This is a genomic window from Mycolicibacterium elephantis DSM 44368 (assembly GCF_004014805.1).
GTDB lineage: Bacteria > Actinomycetota > Actinomycetes > Mycobacteriales > Mycobacteriaceae > Mycobacterium > Mycobacterium elephantis.
This window is the reverse complement of record NZ_ATDN01000004.1, coordinates 1-18,971: the sequence shown is the minus strand read 5'-3', so window position 1 is coordinate 18,971 and position 18,971 is coordinate 1. Positions and strand designations below refer to the sequence as shown.

Sequence of the window (18,971 nt, the reverse complement as noted above, 5' to 3'; positions counted from 1 at the left end):
GCACACGATCCGCCCCCTATGATCGCCGGACAGCATCCGCCGATGTCGAAAATCGCGATCTTTCGCGTAGAAGTTGTGGATCCCGCCGCACGCCGACAAGGCTTGCGTCGGTGTCAATTTCGCGACACGTGGCTGCGCGGTTACTCGGGCAGCCGCAGTTCGGGCTTCTCCACCTCTTCGATGTTGACGTCTTTGAAGGTGATCACCCGGACCTGCTTGACGAAGCGTGCCGGCCGGTACATGTCCCACACCCAGGCGTCGGCCAGGCGCAGCTCGAAGTAGACCTCACCGTCGGAGTTGCGCGGCACCACTTCCACACTGTTGGCCAGATAGAACCGGCGCTCGGTCTCCACGACGTAACTGAACTGGCCGACGATGTCCTTGTATTCGCGGTAGAGCGAGAGCTCCATCTCGGTTTCGTACTTCTCGAGATCTTCGGCACTCATCAGCTCAGCTGTCCTTCATATCGGTCCCACCGGCATGTCCGCTCGTCGCACAACCGGTATCTGCTCAATTCTCCCATTACCCGACTTCGGCGCTCTGCTCCGGTTCATCCCCGTCGTCGATATCCTCGCCGTTCCCGGCCGGCGCGCCGGTGATCAGCTCCGTGACCACCTTGATCCCCGTCTTGGTGGCCACCCGGCGCACGTTGATGAACGAGTGGCGGTGCTGGGCGCACGGCCCGAGTTCGGTCAGCGCGGCGCTGTGCGCCGGGGTGCTGTAGCCCTTGTGCTCGGCGAAGCCGTAGCCGGGATGCTCGGCTTCCATCTCGACCATCAGCCGGTCGCGGCTGACCTTGGCCAGCACACTGGCCGCGGCGATGCAGGCCGCGGCCGCGTCCCCGCCCACCACCGGCAGCGACGGCATCGGCAGGCCGGGCACCCGGAACCCGTCGGAAAGCACATAGCCGGGTCGCATCGACAGTCCCGCCACCGCGCGGCGCATGCCCTCGATGTTGGCGACATGCACGCCGCGACGATCGACCTCGACCGACGGGATGAACACCACGTGGTAAGCCAGCGCGTACCGGCAGATCAACGGAAAGAGCCGTTCGCGTTCCCTCGCGTTGAGCTTCTTGGAGTCATCGAGGGCCGCCAGGCTCTCCCGGCGGTTCGGGCCGAGCACGCATGCGGCGACGACGAGCGGTCCCGCGCAGGCGCCGCGCCCGACCTCGTCGACACCGGCCACCGGCCCCAGGCCGCTGCGGTACAGGGCGGATTCCAACGTACGCAGGCCCGAGGACTTCCGGATCACCGTTCGCGGAGGCCATGTCGGCGGCAACAGTAACTCTCCTACTGCGTCTGGGTTCAGGTCTGGGGGTTCACGCTGCCCACGCCACCCCAACGCGATGGCGGCCAGGCGATGAAACGCGCCTTCCCGATCACATTGTCCACCGGCACGGTGCCCGCCATCGGATCTCCGGTGCACAGGATTCCACGCTGCGCGTCGGCGGGCGTGTTGGTGCAGTGGGCCCGCGAGTCGGCCGAATGCGTGCGGTTGTCGCCCATCACCCACACCCGGCCCTCGGGCACCGTCACCGGGCCGAACTCAGGGCCGAGGCACTTGTAGAAGTTCGGATCGGGCACGTTCATCGTCTCCCGGTCCAGATACGGTTCGTCGAGCGGTTTGTCGTCGACGGTGAGTCCGGTGCTCTCGCGGCACTGCACGGTCTGCCCGCCCACGGCGATGATGCGCTTGACGAGGTCGTTCTCGTCCGGCGGAACGAACCCGATGACGGACAACGCATTCTGCACCCACCGCACCGCGGTGTTGTCCGACCGAATCGACTTGTAGCCGACGTTCCAGTTCGGCGGGCCCTTGAACACCACGACGTCGCCGGGTTCGGGTTGGGTGAACCGGTAGGTCAGTTTGTCCACCATGATGCGGTCGCCGGTGCAGCCCGCGCAGCCGTGCAGCGTGGGTTCCATCGACTCCGACGGGATCAGGTACGGCCGCGCGACGAACGTCAGCATCACGTAGTAGAGCACCAGTGCGATCGAGACGAGGATCGCGAATTCCCGCAGCGCTCCGTGCTTCTTCTCGGGCTTTTCGGTATCCGACTCGGATTCGGAAGTGGTGTCCTCGAGTTCGGGCTGGGGCGACGAATCGTCTGGCGCTGTCGGTCCGGTCACCGCATCAGCGTAGCCAGCGCGCTGTTCGGCACCGCGCTGCGAGCGTTCCAAGGATCAGGCTCCGTGCGGACGTAACCGGCAGAAGTCAGCGCTTCTCTTTGATCTTGGCCTTCTTGCCGCGCAGTTCACGCAGGTAGTAGAGCTTGGCGCGACGGACGTCGCCGCGGGTGACGACGTCGATGTGGTCGATGTTCGGCGAGTGCACCGGAAAGGTGCGCTCCACGCCTACGCCGTAGCTCTCCTTGCGCACGGTGAACGTCTCACGGATGCCGCCGCCCTGGCGGCGCAGCACGACACCCTTGAAGACCTGGATGCGCTCCTTGGAGCCCTCGATGACCTTCACATGGACATTGACGGTGTCGCCGGGGCCGAAGTCCGGGACGTCGTCGCGAAGCGACGCCTGATCGACGAAGTCCAGCGTGTTCATCGGTGACACTTCCTTGCTGTTGGGCTACCGGCGCCGCCGTCGCCGTTGCGACGCGTGGCCGAGCCGATGGATCGGACGTATGGGGTGCATCTCGCAGTGGGCGGAGCCAGTGATCTCCTGCAACTGCGCAGACAACTGCTCAATTGTGCCAGATACCCGCCGAAACTCTGAAATCCGGTGAACGCGGTGGCCAGGGACGCACGACGCGGAGGTATCGACCCCGATACCGGGTGGCCGAAAGGTTAGGCTGTATGACACAGGGTATGGCGCTGTGCAGGGCGTGAGCCGCGCCCGCGGGGTACGAGGGAGAGCGATGCGAGCAGTGCCGTCGAAGCTGGTCATGACCATCGCTGTGACCACAGTTGCGGTGCTCACCGGCGGGTGCGAGGCCAAGGTGCACGGCACACCGCCGCCGCCCGCGGAACCGCCCGTCGTCGTCGTCGCGCCGCAGGGCAGGATGGCGCCGCTGCCGGAAGCCCCGCCCTCCGCCGCGTTCGAGGGCCTGGAGGCCCGGACCCAGCAGGCCACCGCGGACGCCGAGGCCGCCGGCGCCCAGATCACCGTCACCGTGCTGGATCGCAACAGCGGGCAGGTCGTGTCCAACGGGAACGCGATGGCGATGCCGATGGCGTCGGTGGTCAAGGTGTTCATCGCCGACGACCTGCTGCTGCAGGTGGCCGAGGGCAAGACGCAACTGTCCCCCGACGACCGCAAGGCACTCGACTTCATGCTGCGGGCCTCCGACGACAGCGCGGCCGAGGTGTTCTGGAACCGCAGTGGGGGCAGCGACATCATCGGGCGCATCAAGGCGCGCTACGGCCTGGGCGCCACGACCGCGCCGTACAACGGGCGCTGGTTCAACACGCTGAGCACGACGTCCGACCTGGTCCGCTACTACGACATGCTGCTTTCCGGTGCCGGCGGGTTGCCGCCCGAGCAGGCCGACATCATCCTGTCCGACCTGGCGGCGAGCACCCCGACCGCACCCGACGGCACGGTGCCCGGCGGGGTGTACCCGCAGCGGTTCGGCATCCCCGACGGGCTCTACGCCGAGCCGGTCGCGGTCAAGCAGGGCTGGTTCTGCTGCTGGAACGGCGGCAACTGGGTGCACCTGTCGAGCGGTGTGATCGGGCCCAATCATCGGTATGTGATGGCGATCGGCTCCATGCAACCCACCGACGACGTCACCGCGCGCGACACCATCACCCAGGTCGTCAAGACGATGTTCCCCGGCGGGCGGATCTGAGTTCGGCTTCTCCGCCGAGCCGGGTCCGCCGAGCAGACGTGAAAACCCCCAATTTCGGCCTCTTCAGGGGGTTTTCGCGTCTGCTCGCTGCGCGGTGGGCCCCAGCTCGCCGGTCAATCCAGCAGGTCCGGGCGGCGCTCACGCGTGCGTTTCAGGCTCTGTTCGCGACGCCACGCCGCGATCTTGGCGTGATCACCCGACAGCAGCACCTCCGGCACGTCCAGGCCGCGCCAGCTGGGCGGCCGGGTGTAGCTGGGCCCTTCCAGCAAGCCATGCGAATGCGAATCGTCTTGATGGGACGCGGGATTGCCCAGAACCTCGGGCAGCAGGCGGACGATGCTCTCGATCATCACGAGCGCCGCCGACTCGCCACCCGGCAGCACGTAGTCGCCGATCGACACCTCCTCGACGCGCATCCGCCGGGCCGCGTCCTCGACGACGCGTTGGTCGATGCCCTCGTAGCGCCCGCAGGCGAACACCAGGTGCTTCTCGGTGCTCCACTGTTGGGCGTCGCGCTGGGTGAACAGCCGGCCTGCGGGGGTCGGCACGACCAGAAGCGTTTCCTCGGTACAGATCTCGTCCAGCGCCTCGCCCCACACCGGCGCCTTCATCACCATGCCGGGCCCGCCGCCGTACGGCGCGTCGTCGACGGAGCGGTGCACGTCGTGGGTCCAGCGCCGCAGATCGTGCACGACGAGCTCGACGATGCCGGCCTCGATCGCCTTGCCCGGCAAGGACTGCCGCAGCGGGTCGAGGTAGTCGGGAAAGATCGTCACCACGTCTATGCGCATCAGCTCAGCTCCAGCAGACCCTCCGGCGGGTCGATCTCGACCACGCCGTCGGCCAGCGACACGTTCGTGACGATGGCGCTCACGAACGGCACCAACACCTCCCGGTCACCGGACCGCACCGCGAGCAGTTCGCCCGCGGCGGTGTGCAACACCTCGGCGACGGTGCCGACCTCGACGCCGTCGACCGTGCGGACCTGCAGCCCTTCGAGTTGATGGTCGTAGAACTCGTCGGGGTCCTCGATGGGCGGCAGATCGGCCGAGTCGACGACGAACACGGTGCCCCGCAACGCCTCCGCGCCGTCGCGGTCGACCACCCCGGCGAGCCGGACCAGCAACCGGTTGCCGTGCGGGCGCACGGATTCGATCACGTATTGCCGTTCGGATGCGCCTTTGGCGGACCGCCCGCGCAGCGTGGCCCCGGCAGCGAACCGCTCGTCGGGTTCGTCGGTGCGGACTTCGACGACGAGTTCGCCGGTGACTCCGTGGGCCTTGACCACCCGCCCGACCACCAGGTCCATGCGACCTCTACCGGTCTCTACTGGTCGGTGTCCACCACGTCGACGCGGATGCCTCGACCGCCGATCCCGGCGACCAGGGTGCGCAGCGCGGTCGCGGTGCGACCGCCGCGGCCGATGACCTTGCCGAGGTCGTCAGGATGGACGTGGACCTCGACGGTGCGGCCCCGGCGGCTGGTCACCATGTCGACCCGGACATCGTCGGGGTTGTCCACGATTCCGCGAACGAGGTGCTCGACGGCGTCGACGACAACTGAGCTCACAGCCGTCCTCAGCTCTCAGCCGGCGCGGACTCGCCCGAGGCGGCACCCTCCGCGGCGCCGGCCGCGGTCGCGTCGGCACCCTCGGCCGCCGCCTCGGATGCGTCCTTGGCGCCCGACGGGTCAGCGGTGGCCTCGGCTTCGACGCCCTTCTTGGCCGACTCCTCGGTCGCCTTCTCCGCCGCCTTCTTGGCGGGCGCCTTCTTCTTCTTGGGCTGGGTGGCCTCGGCCGGCGAGCCGCCCTCGGCCTCGGCGAGCGCGGCGTTGAACAGGTCGAGCTTGCTGGGCTTGGGCTCCTTGACCTTCAACGTGCCCTCAGCGCCGGGCAGGCCCTTGAACTTCTGCCAGTCACCGGTGATCTTCAGCAGCGCCAGCACCGGTTCGGTGGGCTGGGCGCCGACGCTGAGCCAGTACTGCGCGCGCTCCGAATCGATCTCGATGAGGCTGGGGTCTTCTTTCGGGTGGTACCGGCCGATGATCTCGATCGCGCGGCCGTCACGGCGGGTGCGCGCGTCGGCGACGGCGATGCGGTACTGGGGGGTGCGGATCTTGCCAAGCCGGGTCAGCTTGATCTTGACAGCCATGGTTGAGCGACTTCTCCTGTGATTGCCACGCCGGCAATTCAGCGACCGGGGCGGGACTGCCCCGGTCCGGTTTTGCCTTACGTGTGTGACCGCCGCACAGCCGTAGTCGTGGGCGGACAGCCGACCATTGTGCCAGAACCGGGCCATCCAGCGGAAATCCGGTCAGATGCCCAGAACGGCCCGCGCGATCAGGAAGTACATCATCAGACCGGTGGCGTCGACGAACGTGGTGATGAAGGGGTTCGAGAACACCGCGGGATCGGCGCGCACGGCGCGGGCCAGCAACGGCATGACGCCGCCGACGGTGGCGGCCATCGTGCACACGGCCAGCAGCGTCAGCCCGATCACTGTGCCCAGCTGGCGGTCGTAGACCGCGGTGGTCGCCACAAACGCCACGGAACCGAGCAGCAACCCGAGCGAGAAGCCGACCTTGAACTCGCGCGCCGCCACCTTGGCGAGGTCTCGGGTCCCGACGTCGCCCAGCGCCAGCGCCCGCGTCACCGTGGTGGCGGCTTGGTTGCCGGTGTTGCCTCCGGTTCCGATGAGCAACGGCACGAACAGGGCAAGCGCCACCACCTGGCTCAGGGTGGCCTCGAAGACCTCGAGCACCTGCACGGTGAGCGTCGCGCCGATCGCCAGCACCAGCAGCCAGACCACCCTCGAGCGGACCAGGGCGCTCACCGGGCTGGCGAGGTAGGGCCGCCGCAGTGGCTCGGTGCCGCTCATCCGGGCCTGGTCCTCGGTTTCGGCCGTCTCCAGGATGCGCAGCGCGTCGTCCACGGTGAGGATGCCGACCAGGCGCGACTCGCTGTCCACCACCGGAAGCGCAAGCACTTTGAGGATGGCGCACCGGCGCGCGGCCTCCTCGGCGTCGTCGGTGGCCCGCACCACGTGCGCGTCCTGCATCATGTCGCGGATCGGGGTGTCGGGTGCGGCGCTCATCAGGTCGCGCAGGCTGACGACGCCCACCACGACCCGGTGGTCGTCGGTGACCGGCAGCGTGTAGACGGTCTCGGCGTCGGCCAGCCGCTGCGTGACTACCGACAGTGCTTGGCCCGCGGTCAGATTCGCGCGCAGGGCGACGAACTCCGGGCTCATCCGCCTGCCGATCGATCCCGGCGGATATCCGAGGATCTCCGCGGTGATCTCGCGCTCACGGGCGGGTAGCCCCCGCATCAGCCGCCGGGCCACCGACGCGGGCAGCTCGTCGAGCAGTTCCACCCGGTCGTCGGGTTCCATGCCGGCGAACAAGGCGGCGACGTCGTCGTGCTGCAGTGCGCTCACGAGGTCGCTCTGCAGGCTGGGGTCCAGCGCCTCGAACACCCGAAGCGCCTGGTCCTTGCCCAGCAACCGGTACAGCACGGCGCGGTCGGTGCTGTCCTGGCGCTCGAGCACCTCGACGACCTCGGCGGGTGTCAACGCGCGCACCGCCGACTTGAGCTCGGCCAGGTCGGTGATGCCGAGCGCGCGCTCGATCGTCTTGACCCGCTCCTCGGTCATGGCGTCACACCAGCTTGTCGAAGCACTTGGTCTCGACCCGACGGCTCATCCGCCAACCCTCGGGGGTGCGGACGAACTCGTCGTCGTACCAGAGCCCGCAGAACAGCACCTGGTTCTGTTCCCCGCCCATCACCATCGGGTTGAAGCACAGGGTCCGCGACGACGCGGTGTCACCGGTGATGCGGACGTCGAAGTTGCCCAGCAGGTGCGCGTAGGCGGGAAAGTTCGGCAGCACCTCGGTCAGCCATACCTTGACTTGCGGATAGTGGCCGTCGATACCGCCCATCGCCCGATAGTCGATATAGGCATCGGGGGTGAACACCCGGTCGAGGTCGTCGAATTTTCGTTGGTCGATGGCCGTCGAGTAGTCGATCAGCAGCTGCTGAATTTCCAACCGATCCGAAATCTCGCCCAGGCTCAGCATGTGTCGATTCAACACGACTAAGCTGCCGCCCATGCGAAGGCTGGTGATCGTCGTGACGGCCGCCCTGTGCCTGCTGCTCGGACAGTCCGCGGCGGCGACGGCCGCGCCGATGAGCGTCGAGCAACCCGCGGGTTCGGTGCCCACCCCCGAGGGCCCGGCCCAAGCCTGGCTCGTCGCCGACATGGACAGCGGTGCCGTGCTGGCCGCCAGGGACGAGTTCGGTCAGTACGCCCCCGCCAGCACCATCAAGGTGCTGCTGGCTCTGACGGTGCTCGACGAGCTGCCGCTGGACGCCACCGTCGTCGCCAACGAGGCCGACACCAAGGTCGAATGCAACTGCGCGGGCGTGACCCCGGGCATGGTCTACACCACCCGCCAGCTTCTCGAGGCGCTGCTGCTGGTGTCGGGCAATGACGCCGCGAACACGCTGGCCACCATGCTCGGCGGCCACGACGTGGCCGTGACGAAGATGAACGCCAAGGCCGCGCTGCTGGGCGCGTACGGCACCAACGCCGGTTCGCCGTCGGGGCTGGACGGTCCCGGCATCGCGATGTGGTCCTCACCGCACGACCTCGCGGTCATCTTCCGCGCCGCGATGGCCAACCCGGTGTTCGCCCAGATCACCCGCCAGCCGACCGCCGTGTTCCCGACCAAGGCCGGTGACAAGGTGCTGGTCAACCAGGACGAGCTCCTCGAGCGCTATCCCGGCACGATCGGCGGCAAGACCGGCTACACCGACATCGCCCGCAAGACGTTCGTCGGCGCCGCCGAACGCAACGGCCGCCGGCTGGTGGTGGCGTTGATGTTCGGCATGGACAAGCCCGGGCAGCCCACCTACTGGGACCAGGCGGCCAGCCTGTTCGACTGGGGCTTCGCGCTCGATCCGAACGCCGGCATCGGCTACCTGTAACCCGACCTTCCCGGCGCGGGCACGAAATCAGCCGGCGAGCAGACGCGAACACCCCCATTTCGGCGGTGTTTTGGGGGTGTATGCGTCTGCTCGCGAAAGTTGCCGAATCGCAACACAGTCGAGATCGCGTTGGCGACCACGGTGAATACGCTCGGCGGCCATGCGAAAGCTGCTGGCCGCGTTGGCCATTGCGCTGTCGGCAGCGGTGGGTGTCGCGGGCCCGGCGTTCGCACAGCCCGGTGTCGGACCGTCTGGCGCCGTCACCCTGCCTGACGGGCCGGCGCAGGCGTGGTTGCTTGCCGACCTCGACAGCGGCCGAATTCTGGCCTCCCGCAACCCCTATGAACCGCACCCGCCGGCCAGCACCATCAAGGCGTTGCTGGCGATGGTGGTGCTCGACCACCTTCCGCTCAACGCGGTGATCCGCGCTTCTCAGGCCGCGGCCGACGTGGAATGTTCGTGTGCCGGGGTCAAAGCCGGCCGGGCGTACACCGTGCGCCAGCTGCTCGACGGCCTGATGCTGGTGTCGGGCAACGACGCCGCCAACACGTTGGCCGACGGGCTCGGCGGCTACCGTGTCGCGGTCGCGCGGATGAACGCCAAGGCCGCGGCGCTGGGCGCGCGCACCACCCGCGCCTCCTCGCCGTCGGGGTTGGACGGGCCCGGCATGGAATCGGTCACCACCGCCAACGATCTGGCCGTCATCTACCGTGCCGCGTTGCGGTATCCGGTGTTCGCCGCGATCGTGCGCCAGCCGTCGTCGCTGTTCCCGACCGACAACGGGCCCAAGACCATCGTCAACCAGAACGAGCTGCTCAAGCGCTATCCCGGCACGCTGGTCGGCAAGACCGGCTACACCAACCTGGCCCGCAAGACGTATGTCGGTGCGGCAGAACGCAACGGGCGCCGGCTGGTGGTGGCCCAGCTGTACGGCAGCGGTGACCTCTACGGGCAGGCGATCAAGCTGTTGGACTGGGGCTTCACCCAGCCCCGGTGAGCGTCTCCCCCGGCGAGCAGACGCATACACCCCCAAAACGGCGCGGAAATAGGGGTTTTCGCGTCTGCTCGCGCTAGAAGGTGACCCCGCGCAGCATCACCAGATCGGGGTTGTTGACGACGGCCGCGCCGGTGCGCGGGTCCTCGCGGAAGCACACCAGGTCCGCCGGGGCGCCGTGCTGCAGGCTCGGCCGGCCCAGCCACTCACGGGCGTCCCAGCAGGCCGCGCCCAGCGCCTGCGTCGGGCTCATCCCGATGCCCTTGAGCGCGTCGATCTCGTCGGCGATGCGGCCGTGGGCGACCATGCTGCCCGCGTCGGTGCCCGCGTAGATCGGCACGCCCGCCTCGCGCGTGGCGGCGATTCGCTGCGGGCACCGCTCGTAGAGGTCGCGCATGTGCTGGGCATAGGCGGGGTACTTGGCGGCGCCCTGGGCGATGCCGGGGAAGTTCTCGACGTTGATCAGCGTCGGCACCAGCGCGGTGCCGTGCTCGACCATCAACTCGATGGTGTCGTCGGTCAGCCCGGTGCCGTGTTCGATGCAGTCGATGCCGGCCTTGATCAGCCCGGGCAGCGCGTCCTCGCTGAACACGTGCGCGGTGACGCGCGCGCCGTTGGCGTGGGCGGCGTCGATGGCGGCCTTGAGCACCTCGTCGGACCACAGCGGCGCCAGGTCGCCGACGTCGCGGTCGATCCAGTCGCCGACCAGCTTCACCCAACCGTCGCCGAACCGGGCTTCCTGGGCCACCGCCTCGGGCAGCGCGGACTCGTCGTCGAGTTCGATCGCGAACCCGCGCTGATAGCGCTTGGGCCGGGCCAGGTGACGGCCTGCGCGGATGATCTCCGGCAGGTCGCCGTGCTCGGCGAGGGGGCGGGTGTCGATGGGCGAGCCGCAGTCACGCAACAACAGCGCACCGACGTCACGTTCGACTGCGGCCTGCGCGATGCAGTCGTCGAGGTTGTCGAGCGCGCCGTGGTCCCCGAGGCCGACGTGGCAGTGCGCGTCGACAAGGCCGGGCAGGATCCAGCCGCCGTCGAACACCGTGGTGGCATCGGCGACGGGCTCGGCGCTCAGCAGTCCATCGACGATCCACCACTCGACCGGCTCGTCGTCGGGCAGCCCGCGCCCGCGCAGATGCAGGCGGGTCAATTCTTCGGGAACTTCAGCTTCGACAGGTCGATGTCGGCCAGCCCGGGCGGCAGCTCATCGAGGCCTTTGGGCATGTCGGACAGATCCGGGAAGCCCGCCGGCAGCCCGGGCATTCCCGCGCCGAGCGGATTGCGCGCCTTCGGCGGCGTCGGCCCCCTGCCGCCCTTCTTGCCCTTCTTGCCCTTCTTGCCTTTGCGGGAACTCTTGCGGCCGAACGGCATACCCATCTGACCGGCCATCTGCGACATCATCTTGCGGGCCTCGAAGAACCGCTCGACGAGCTGGTTGACCTCGCCGACGGTCACGCCGGACCCCTTGGCGATGCGCAGCCGCCGCGATCCGTTGATGATCTTCGGGTCCGCGCGCTCCTCGGGGGTCATGCCGCGGATGATGGCCTGCAGCCGGTCCAGTTGCTTGTCGTCGACGGCCGCCAGCGCGTCCTTCATCTGCCCGGCGCCGGGCAGCATGCCCAGCAGGTTGCCGATGGGGCCCATCTTGCGGATCGCCAGCATCTGCTCGAGGAAGTCCTCCAGCGTCAGTTCGCCGCTGCCGATCTTCTGGGCGGCCTCCTCGGCCTTCTGCGCGTCGAAGACCTGCTCGGCCTGCTCGATCAGCGTGAGCACGTCGCCCATCCCGAGGATGCGGCTGGCCATCCGGTCGGGGTGGAAGACGTCGAAGTCCTCGAGCTTCTCGCCTGCGGACGCGAACAGGATCGGGACGCCGGTGATCTCGCGCACCGAGAGCGCCGCGCCACCGCGGGCGTCGCCGTCGAGCTTGGTCAGCACCACGCCGGTGAAGCCGACGCCCTCCCGGAACGCCTCGGCCGTGGTGACGGCGTCCTGGCCGATCATCGCGTCGAGGACGAAGATCACTTCGTCGGGTTCGATGGCGTCGCGGATCGCCGCGGCCTGGCTCATCAGCTCGTCATCGACGCCCAGCCGGCCCGCGGTGTCGACGATGACGACGTCGAAGTGCTTGGCTTTGGCTTCTTCCACGCCGGCGGCGGCGACGGCGACCGGATCGCCGGGCGCGGCGTCCGCCTCGCCGTCGGGTCCCACGCCCGGATGCGGCGCGAACACCTGCACGCCCGCGCGTTCGCCGACGATCTGCAGCTGGGTGACCGCGCCGGGACGCTGCAGGTCACACGCCACCAGAAGCGGCGTATGCCCCTGGTCGCTGAGCCATTTGGCGAGCTTGCCCGCCAACGTGGTCTTACCCGAGCCCTGCAGGCCCGCGAGCATGATCACGGTGGGCGGGGTCTTGGCGAACGCCAGCTGGCGGGTCTCGCCGCCGAGGATGGCGATGAGCTCCTCGTTGACGATCTTGACGACCTGCTGGGCGGGGTTCAGCGCGGCCGACACCTCCGCGCCCTTGGCGCGCTCCTTGATGCGGGCCACGAAGTCGCGCACGACGGGCAGCGACACGTCGGCTTCCAGCAGCGCCAGCCGGATCTCGCGGGCCGTCGCGTCGATATCGGCTTCGGTCAGCCGGCCTTTGCCGCGCAGCCCCGTCAGGGCGCCGGTCAACCGGTCGGACAAGGATTCAAACACGAGGCCAAGACTACTTGGCATCCACGGACCCCATCGGAGCCCGCCTCGCCGGCGGCGGCGAATACGAGACACTTCGGGCGTTGTCACGTAGGTTCTGCTGGACCCACCGGCACCTGCATGGGAGAAATGTCATGGATCTGTCGGGAGAGGCCTGGAGGGCGCCCCTCGACCGCTCAAGCGACCCGCATCGCGAACCGGGTCCCATCAACCTCCAGCGCTACCAGTTCACCCCCGCCTACGCGGGCATCGCCACCCTGTTCGGTCTGCCGCTGTGCCTCAACCAGGACGATCTGCGCGCCGGGGCCGTCGATGTGGCCGTGCTCGGCGCGCCGGTCGACATGTCGATGGGCCATCGCGGCGCCGCGTTCGGCCCGCGCAGGATCCGCGCCGACGAACGGGTGCTGGCCCACTCGCCGCGGATGCTCGTCAACGACAGCACCCGCGTGCACCCGTTCGAGGTGCTCACGGTCGTCGACTACGGCGACGCGCCCGTGGACCCGTTGAGCATCGAGAACTCGATGGAGCCGATCCGTCGGCTGATCGACGACGAGCACATCCCGGGCCGCAACTTCATCCAGATCGGCCTGCGCAGTGCGGTGGCGCCCGACGACGCGTTGTTCGAGTGGATGCGGGAGAACGGGCTGCGCACACACTTCATGGCCGAGATCGACCGGCGCGGGTTTCACACCGTGCTCGAGCAGGCCATCAGCGAGGCCTTGGACGGACCGGAGTACCTGTACCTGTCGCTGGACATCGACGTGCTGGATCCCGCGTTCGCCCCCGGCACGGGCACCCTGAGCCGCCCGGCCTGACCAAGCGCGAACTGCTGCCGGCGATTCGGCGGATCTGCCACGAAACCCCGGTCGTCGGAATGGAAGTCGTCGAGGTGGCGCCGCACCTCGATCCCGGCTACACCACGACGATGAACGCCCGACGCGCGATTTTCGAGGCGCTGACCGGGCTGGCGATGCGCCGCCTGGAGTTGCCGGGACCGGCCTACCTTCACCCCGACGTCGGCGGGCCACCGGATTAGCCGGCGTCGGCGACCTGCTTCGCCGGCCGGGCGGGCGGTGCGGGCAGCACCGCGAACAGGTCACGCTCGATGTCGGCGCGGGTCCCGGCGCCGCCGGTGATGCCGAAGACGTCGATCACCGATGACCCCAGCGTGGTGACCTTGGCCCACGCGATGTCGACACCGTCACGCTCGAACACCGCGGTCAGCCGTGCCAACAGGCCCGCGCGGTCGATGCTGCGGACCTGCACCACCTGCTCGCCGGGCGCGGCACCGTCGGACCACAGGATCCTCGGCGGGGCCACGACGTGGTTGATCGGCACCCCCGCCGGTGTCTGCCCGGCGCGGGCGGTGCCGTGTTGCGCGGCATCGCTCTCGCGGCGGTCCAGCGATTCCAGGACGTCCAGATCGCCGTCGAGCGCGAGCACGAACTGCTGGCGCAACAACTCCGCCGACGGCGGCGAACCGAAATGCGGGGAGACGACGAAGGTGTTGATCGCCGAGCCCGACAGGCCGTTGACCGACGCCGAGTGCACCCGCAACGAGTTCAACGCCAACACCCCGGCCGCCTTGGACAGCAGGCCCCGCCGGTCGGGGGCGATCATCGTGACGTGGTAGATCTGCGGGCTGTCCCCCGGCACCAGCTCGACATGCACACCGTCGTCTGCGGCCAGCGAAAGATGATGCGGGTCAATGGGGTCCGGCTGCGGCAGCGGCTGTCCGGCCATCACCAGGCGGCACCGCCGCACCAGGTCGCCGATCAGCGAGGCCTTCCAGTCGCCCCACACGCCGGGCCCGGTGGCCAGGGAGTCCGCCTCGGCGAGCACATGTAACAGTTCCAGCAGCACGGAGTCGCCGTCGAGCGCGTCGACCACCGAGGCGATCACCTTCGGATCCTGCAGATCTCGCCGCGTCGCCGTGTGCGCGAGCAACAGGTGGTAGCGCACCATCTTCGACAGGGTCTCGACGTCAGAAGGCCACAGGCCCAGCCGGGTGCCGATCTGGACGGCCAGCTCGGCGCCGATGATGCTGTGGTCACCGCCGCGGCCCTTGCCGATGTCGTGGCACAGCGCGCCGAGGACCAGCAGGTCGGGACGGGACACCCGGGTGGTCAACGCGCTCGCCCGCGCCACGGTCTCGACGAGGTGACGGTCCACCGTCCAGATGTGCACGACGTCGCGCGGCGGAAGATCACGCACCGCGCCCCACTCCGGAAACAGCCTGCCCCACAAGCCGGTTCGGTCCAGCGCCTCGATGGTGGTCACGGTGGCCGGTCCCGCGGCCAGCATCACCAGCAGGTCCTTGAGGGCCTGGCGCGGCCACGGCGCACGTAACTCCGGCGCGGTCTCGGCCAGCCGGCCGAGCGTGGAGGCCGCCATCGGCAGGCCGGTGGTGGCCGACGCCGCCGCGACCCGCAGCACCAGTCCCGGGTCGCGCTGCGGCCGGGCGTCGCGGGCCAGGATCACCTCACCGGCGAACTCGACGACCCCTTCGTCGAGGGGACGGCGCATGGGCCTGCGGAACGCGGCCAGACCGCGGCGCGGCAACGCGTTGGCCGCGGTGCGCAACCCGGCCTCGACGTAGAAACTGATGGTGCGTGCGGCATCGCAAAGCATGCGCGCCAAGTCGAATCGGTCACCGATCTGCAGTGCGGCGCCGATCTCGTCGGCATGCTGGGCCAGCAGCACCTGGCGTCCGCGTCCGGCCGCCCGGTGCAGTTCGGTGCGGACGTTGAGCAGCGCCAGGTGCGCCTCGCCCAGCGTCGTGCTCGGCGACGCCGACGACCGGCTGGGATAGACGTCAGCCAGTTGCGCGATGGCCAGCGCGTTGAGCAGTTGCACATCGCGAAGGCCGCCGCGACCGCACTTGAGATCCGGTTCGGCGCGGTGCGCGATCTCACCGCTGCGCTGCCACCGCGCCTTGCTGTGCTCGACGAGTTCGTCGAACCGCGAGGCGATGCCGGTACGCCACTGGCGGCGGGCGCCGCTGATCAGTGCCGACGCCAGATCGGCGTTGCCTGCGATAGGGCGTGCTTCCAGCATCGCCAGGCCTGCCGAGATGTCCGTGCCTGCGACCCGCAAGGCCTCGGGCACCGTGCGCACGCTGTGGTCGATACGAATGTTGGCGTCCCACAACGGATACCACAGCAGTTCGGCGACCTTGCCGACGACGTCGGCGGGTAGGTCGTCATGCAGCAGTGTCAGGTCCAGGTCGGAGTAGGGCACCAGCTCACCGCGGCCCAGCCCGCCTGTCGCGACGATCGCGAAGCCGCTGTCTGGTGTGATGCCGATCTCGTTGGCCTTTGTGGTGAACCAGAATTCGTGCAGCTCCAGCAGCGCCTCACGCAGCGCGGCCGAGTCCAGTTGGTGCGTCGCTCCGGAGAGCAGCTGTTCACTCGCGGCGGCGAGATCGGTGGCCGGACGAGCAGATCCCGCCTCCGGCGCTGCCCATCGGGGGGCGCCGGAGACGGGATCGGGTGTCTGCTCTGTCATCGGTGTCCTCTCCCGGCCTCAACCAAATCGATGCTCACGGTGCGGGGCCGGACGACGACCTCTCGAGTTCAGATGCGGCTCAAAGGGCGTCGGCTCCCCGCTCGCCGGTGCGCACCCGCACCACGGTGTCCACGGGGCTGACCCACACCTTGCCGTCCCCGATCTTTCCGGTGCGGGCGGCCTGCACGATGACGTCGACCACCTTGTCGACTGCCGAGTCCTCGACCACGACCTCCACCCGCACCTTCGGTACGAAATCGACGGAGTACTCGGCGCCGCGGTACACCTCGGTGTGACCCTTCTGGCGCCCATAGCCCTGGACCTCGCTGACGGTCATTCCGAGAATTCCCGTCTGTTCGAGCCCCGTCTTGACGTCTTCGAGCGTGAACGGCTTGACGATCGCCGTGATCAGCTTCATGTAGTTGTTCCCTTCCGATGAAATTGTCGCCGCTCAGGCGAGCTCGTAAGCCGTTTCAGCGTGTTCGGTCTCATCGATACCAGTTTCCTCGTTCTCGAGGCTCACCCGCCACCCCATCGGCTTGACGATGAACGCGATGATCGCGGTCATGATCCCAGTGAACACCACTGCGGCCGATGCGATAACAGCCTGCACCACCAGTTGTTTGATACCGCCGCCGTAGAACAGGCCCGTTTCGGTGGCCAGGAGGCCGATGCCGATGGTGCCCCAGAGGCCGGCGACGAGGTGAACTCCGACGACGTCGAGCGAGTCGTCGTAACCGAACTTGTACTTCAGGCTCACGGCCAGCGATGAAAGCGCACCGGCGATCGCGCCGAGGATCAGCGAGCCGATCGGAGACAACGCACCGCAGGCCGGGGTGATCGCGACCAGGCCGGCGACGATCCCCGATGCCGCACCCACGCTGGTCGGTTTACCGTCGCGGATGCGTTCGACCACCAACCAGCCCAGCATCGCCGCCGCCGTCGCAGCGGTGGTGTTGACCCAGACCTGGCCGGCGATCATGTCGGCCGCGCCCTCGGATCCCACGTTGAAGCCGAACCACCCGAACCACAGGATCGCCGCGCCGAGCATCACGAACGGGATGTTGTGCGGCCGGTAGGCCATCCTGCCGAAGCCGTTTCGTTTGCCCACCAGGATGGCCAGCACCAGCGCGGCCATACCGGCGTTGATGTGGACGACGGTGCCGCCGGCGAAGTCGATGGGCGCCACGGTGGCCGCGCCGGCTTCCGCGTCGTAGCCGAACATCCATGACGCAATGCTGTTTTCGGCGCCCGACAGCAGCCCACCGCCCCAAACCATGTGGGACAGGGGGAAGTACACCACCGTCACCCAGATCGCACCGAACACCAGCCAGGTCGCGAACTTCATCCGTTCGGCCATCGCGCCGCTGATCAGGGCGACGGTGATCACCGCGAACGTCAGCTGGAAGCCCGCCCAGACGATCGCGGGCACCGTGCCGAAGCCGCCGAGCACGAAAAGGGTGTCGGCGCCGACCTCTTTGGTCTCCAGGAGGGGGCTCAGCCCGAACAGCGCGAACGGATTGTCGAAGATGCCCAGGATGTCGGATTGGCCGGTGTGCGCGGAGGCGAACGACATCGAGTAGCCCCACAGCACGTAGATGACGCTGACGACGCCGATGGAGCCGAACGACATCATCATCATGTTGAGAACGGACTTCTGGCGGGACAGGCCGCCGTAGAAGAACGCCAGGCCCGGTGTCATGAACAACACCAGCGCAGCGGCCGTGAGCACCCATGCGGTATCGCCGGAACTCAAGCCCCCGGGGCCGAAAGGCGCGAACGCGTCGTCTGGTAAGGCTAGAAGCACTTTGTGTGAACCTCCTTGGGACGTGGGCCGATAGAGATCGGTCCTCCCGAAGAGACTCTGCGCCCGGCGTTTCACCGGTGATGCGTGTGCGTTTCGTCGATGTGAACGCGTCCGCGGACATCGTTACGCTCATGTTTCGCCGTGGGCGGCGGGCGTTGCGGTGGACCGGTGCGGTCCGGCGGCTCAGCCCAGCAGCGCGTCGACGAAGGCGGCGGGCTCGAACGGCGCGAGGTCGTCGGGGCCCTCGCCCAGGCCGACGAGCTTGACCGGGACACCCAGTTCCTGCTGGACGCGGAACACGATCCCGCCCTTGGCGGTGCCGTCGAGCTTGGTCAGCACCACCCCGGTGATGTCGACGACTTCGGCGAACACCCGGGCCTGCGGCAGCCCGTTCTGCCCGACTGTGGCGTCGAGCACCAGGAGCACCTCGTCGACCTGGGCGCGGCGGCTCACCACCCGTTTGACCTTGCCGAGTTCGTCCATCAGACCGGTCTTGGTGTGCAGCCGTCCCGCGGTGTCGATGACCACGACGTCGGCGCCGGACTCGATGCCCACGTCGACGGCGTCGAACGCCACCGACGCGGGATCGGCGCCCTCGGGCCCGCGCACCACCTGCGCACCGACCCGCGACGCCCACGTCTGCAGCTGATCGGCCGCGGCGGCGCGGAAGGTGTCCGCCGCGCCGAGCACGACCCGGCGGCCATCGGCGACCAGAACCCGCGCGAGCTTGCCGACCGTCGTGGTCTTTCCGGTGCCGTTCACCCCGACGACCAGCAGCACCGACGGCTTGTCTGCGTGCGGCAGCGCCTTGATCGAGCGGTCCAGGTCGGGTTGCAGTTGCTCGATGAGCACCTCGCGCAGCACCGCGCGGGCGTCGGCTTCGGTGCGCACACGCGCGGCGGCCATCCGCGACCGCAGGGCGGTCACGATCGATTCGGTGACCACGGGACCGAGGTCCGCGATCAGCAGGGTGTCCTCGATCGCCTCCCAGGAGTCCTCGTCGAGGTCACCGCCGCCGAGCAGGCCGAGCATGCTGCGACCGAGCGTGCTCTGCGACTTGGCCAACCGTCCGCGCAGCCGCTCCAGCCGGCCTTCGGGCGGGGCGATCTCCTCGATGACCGGCGCGGCGGGCTCGGCGGGCGGTTTCGGCTCCGCGGGCGGCGCGGGCTCGGCGGGC

General features: G+C 68.7%; 19 protein-coding genes and 1 pseudogene. 4 read left to right on the top strand and 16 right to left on the bottom strand.

What is annotated here, in order from left to right:
• Window positions 1-140: 140 nt before the first annotated feature.
• The 4 genes from MELE44368_RS04270 to rplS all read right to left on the bottom strand — a co-directional run bounded on the left by MELE44368_RS04270 (window position 141) and on the right by rplS (window position 2,559).
• The gene (locus MELE44368_RS04270; protein ID WP_128107358.1) at window positions 141-446 is read right to left on the bottom strand and encodes a DUF2469 domain-containing protein; all 306 of its coding nucleotides are present in this window, start codon (window positions 444-446) and stop codon (window positions 141-143) included.
• A gap of 76 nt (window positions 447-522) precedes the next feature.
• Window positions 523-1,281 (bottom strand): ribonuclease HII, encoded by a 759-nt coding sequence (locus MELE44368_RS04265; protein ID WP_206613681.1) that lies wholly within the window; start codon window positions 1,279-1,281, stop codon window positions 523-525.
• 26 nt (window positions 1,282-1,307) lie between these two features.
• Entirely contained in the window at window positions 1,308-2,132 is an 825-nt protein-coding gene (lepB, locus tag MELE44368_RS04260; RefSeq protein WP_128107357.1) for a signal peptidase I, read from the bottom strand.
• An 85-nt stretch (window positions 2,133-2,217) separates the two neighbouring features.
• Entirely contained in the window at window positions 2,218-2,559 is a 342-nt protein-coding gene (gene rplS / locus MELE44368_RS04255) for a 50S ribosomal protein L19 (RefSeq protein ID WP_046752062.1), read from the bottom strand.
• 313 nt (window positions 2,560-2,872) lie between these two features.
• On the opposite strand from rplS, the gene MELE44368_RS04250 reads away from it, so the two are divergent.
• Complete coding sequence (locus tag MELE44368_RS04250; protein WP_128107356.1) at window positions 2,873-3,805, top strand: serine hydrolase; 933 nt, start codon at window positions 2,873-2,875, stop codon at window positions 3,803-3,805.
• 113 nt (window positions 3,806-3,918) lie between these two features.
• Here the strand turns inward: MELE44368_RS04250 and trmD are convergent, their stop codons facing one another.
• From trmD to MELE44368_RS04220, 6 genes are all read right to left on the bottom strand, one after another.
• Window positions 3,919-4,596 (bottom strand): tRNA (guanosine(37)-N1)-methyltransferase TrmD, encoded by a 678-nt coding sequence (gene trmD / locus MELE44368_RS04245; RefSeq protein WP_128107355.1) that lies wholly within the window; start codon window positions 4,594-4,596, stop codon window positions 3,919-3,921.
• Complete coding sequence (rimM, locus tag MELE44368_RS04240) at window positions 4,596-5,114, bottom strand: ribosome maturation factor RimM (protein WP_128107354.1); 519 nt, start codon at window positions 5,112-5,114, stop codon at window positions 4,596-4,598. The genes trmD and rimM overlap by 1 nt, the downstream gene beginning before the upstream one ends.
• A 17-nt stretch (window positions 5,115-5,131) precedes the next feature.
• On the bottom strand, window positions 5,132-5,374 hold the full coding sequence (locus MELE44368_RS04235; protein WP_003881089.1) for an RNA-binding protein: 243 nt from the start codon (window positions 5,372-5,374) through the stop codon (window positions 5,132-5,134).
• An 8-nt stretch (window positions 5,375-5,382) separates the two neighbouring features.
• Window positions 5,383-5,955, bottom strand: coding sequence for a 30S ribosomal protein S16 (gene rpsP / locus MELE44368_RS04230; protein WP_128107353.1), 573 nt, complete (start codon window positions 5,953-5,955; stop codon window positions 5,383-5,385).
• Window positions 5,956-6,117: 162 nt separating this feature from the next.
• Window positions 6,118-7,455 (bottom strand): magnesium transporter, encoded by a 1,338-nt coding sequence (mgtE, locus tag MELE44368_RS04225; RefSeq protein WP_128107352.1) that lies wholly within the window; start codon window positions 7,453-7,455, stop codon window positions 6,118-6,120.
• Between the two features lie 4 nt (window positions 7,456-7,459).
• Window positions 7,460-7,879, bottom strand: coding sequence for a nuclear transport factor 2 family protein (locus MELE44368_RS04220; protein ID WP_128107351.1), 420 nt, complete (start codon window positions 7,877-7,879; stop codon window positions 7,460-7,462).
• A 31-nt stretch (window positions 7,880-7,910) separates the two neighbouring features.
• On the opposite strand from MELE44368_RS04220, the gene MELE44368_RS04215 reads away from it, so the two are divergent.
• Together MELE44368_RS04215 and MELE44368_RS04210 are read left to right on the top strand one after the other, a co-directional pair.
• Window positions 7,911-8,789 (top strand): D-alanyl-D-alanine carboxypeptidase family protein, encoded by an 879-nt coding sequence (locus MELE44368_RS04215; protein ID WP_128107350.1) that lies wholly within the window; start codon window positions 7,911-7,913, stop codon window positions 8,787-8,789.
• Between the two features lie 160 nt (window positions 8,790-8,949).
• The gene (locus tag MELE44368_RS04210; protein WP_128107349.1) at window positions 8,950-9,786 is read left to right on the top strand and encodes a D-alanyl-D-alanine carboxypeptidase family protein; all 837 of its coding nucleotides are present in this window, start codon (window positions 8,950-8,952) and stop codon (window positions 9,784-9,786) included.
• 73 nt (window positions 9,787-9,859) lie between these two features.
• On the opposite strand, the gene MELE44368_RS04205 is transcribed toward MELE44368_RS04210, so the two are convergent.
• Window positions 9,860-10,933 carry an amidohydrolase family protein gene (locus MELE44368_RS04205; RefSeq protein WP_128107348.1) on the bottom strand — a complete coding sequence of 358 codons (1,074 nt, stop codon included), beginning with the start codon at window positions 10,931-10,933 and terminating at the stop codon, window positions 9,860-9,862.
• Window positions 10,930-12,483: a signal recognition particle protein gene (gene ffh, locus MELE44368_RS04200; protein WP_128107347.1), complete on the bottom strand. Its 1,554-nt coding sequence runs from the start codon at window positions 12,481-12,483 to the stop codon at window positions 10,930-10,932. Before ffh ends, MELE44368_RS04205 begins: the two co-directional genes overlap by 4 nt.
• A 131-nt stretch (window positions 12,484-12,614) precedes the next feature.
• Here ffh and MELE44368_RS04195 point away from each other — a divergent pair.
• Window positions 12,615-13,516 (top strand): annotated as a pseudogene (locus tag MELE44368_RS04195) (arginase family protein).
• On the opposite strand, the gene MELE44368_RS04190 reads toward MELE44368_RS04195, so the two are convergent.
• The 4 genes from MELE44368_RS04190 to ftsY form a co-directional block, all read right to left on the bottom strand.
• Entirely contained in the window at window positions 13,513-15,987 is a 2,475-nt protein-coding gene (locus MELE44368_RS04190) for a [protein-PII] uridylyltransferase (RefSeq protein ID WP_128107346.1), read from the bottom strand. The pseudogene MELE44368_RS04195 and the gene MELE44368_RS04190 sit on opposite strands and share 4 nt — an antisense overlap.
• A gap of 79 nt (window positions 15,988-16,066) precedes the next feature.
• Window positions 16,067-16,405 (bottom strand): P-II family nitrogen regulator, encoded by a 339-nt coding sequence (locus MELE44368_RS04185; protein ID WP_018600748.1) that lies wholly within the window; start codon window positions 16,403-16,405, stop codon window positions 16,067-16,069.
• A 33-nt stretch (window positions 16,406-16,438) separates the two neighbouring features.
• Window positions 16,439-17,794, bottom strand: coding sequence for an ammonium transporter (locus MELE44368_RS04180; protein ID WP_128107345.1), 1,356 nt, complete (start codon window positions 17,792-17,794; stop codon window positions 16,439-16,441).
• A 183-nt stretch (window positions 17,795-17,977) separates the two neighbouring features.
• Window positions 17,978-18,971 (bottom strand): signal recognition particle-docking protein FtsY (gene ftsY / locus MELE44368_RS04175; protein ID WP_128107344.1); only part of this gene is annotated, 994 nt, incomplete at its 5' end.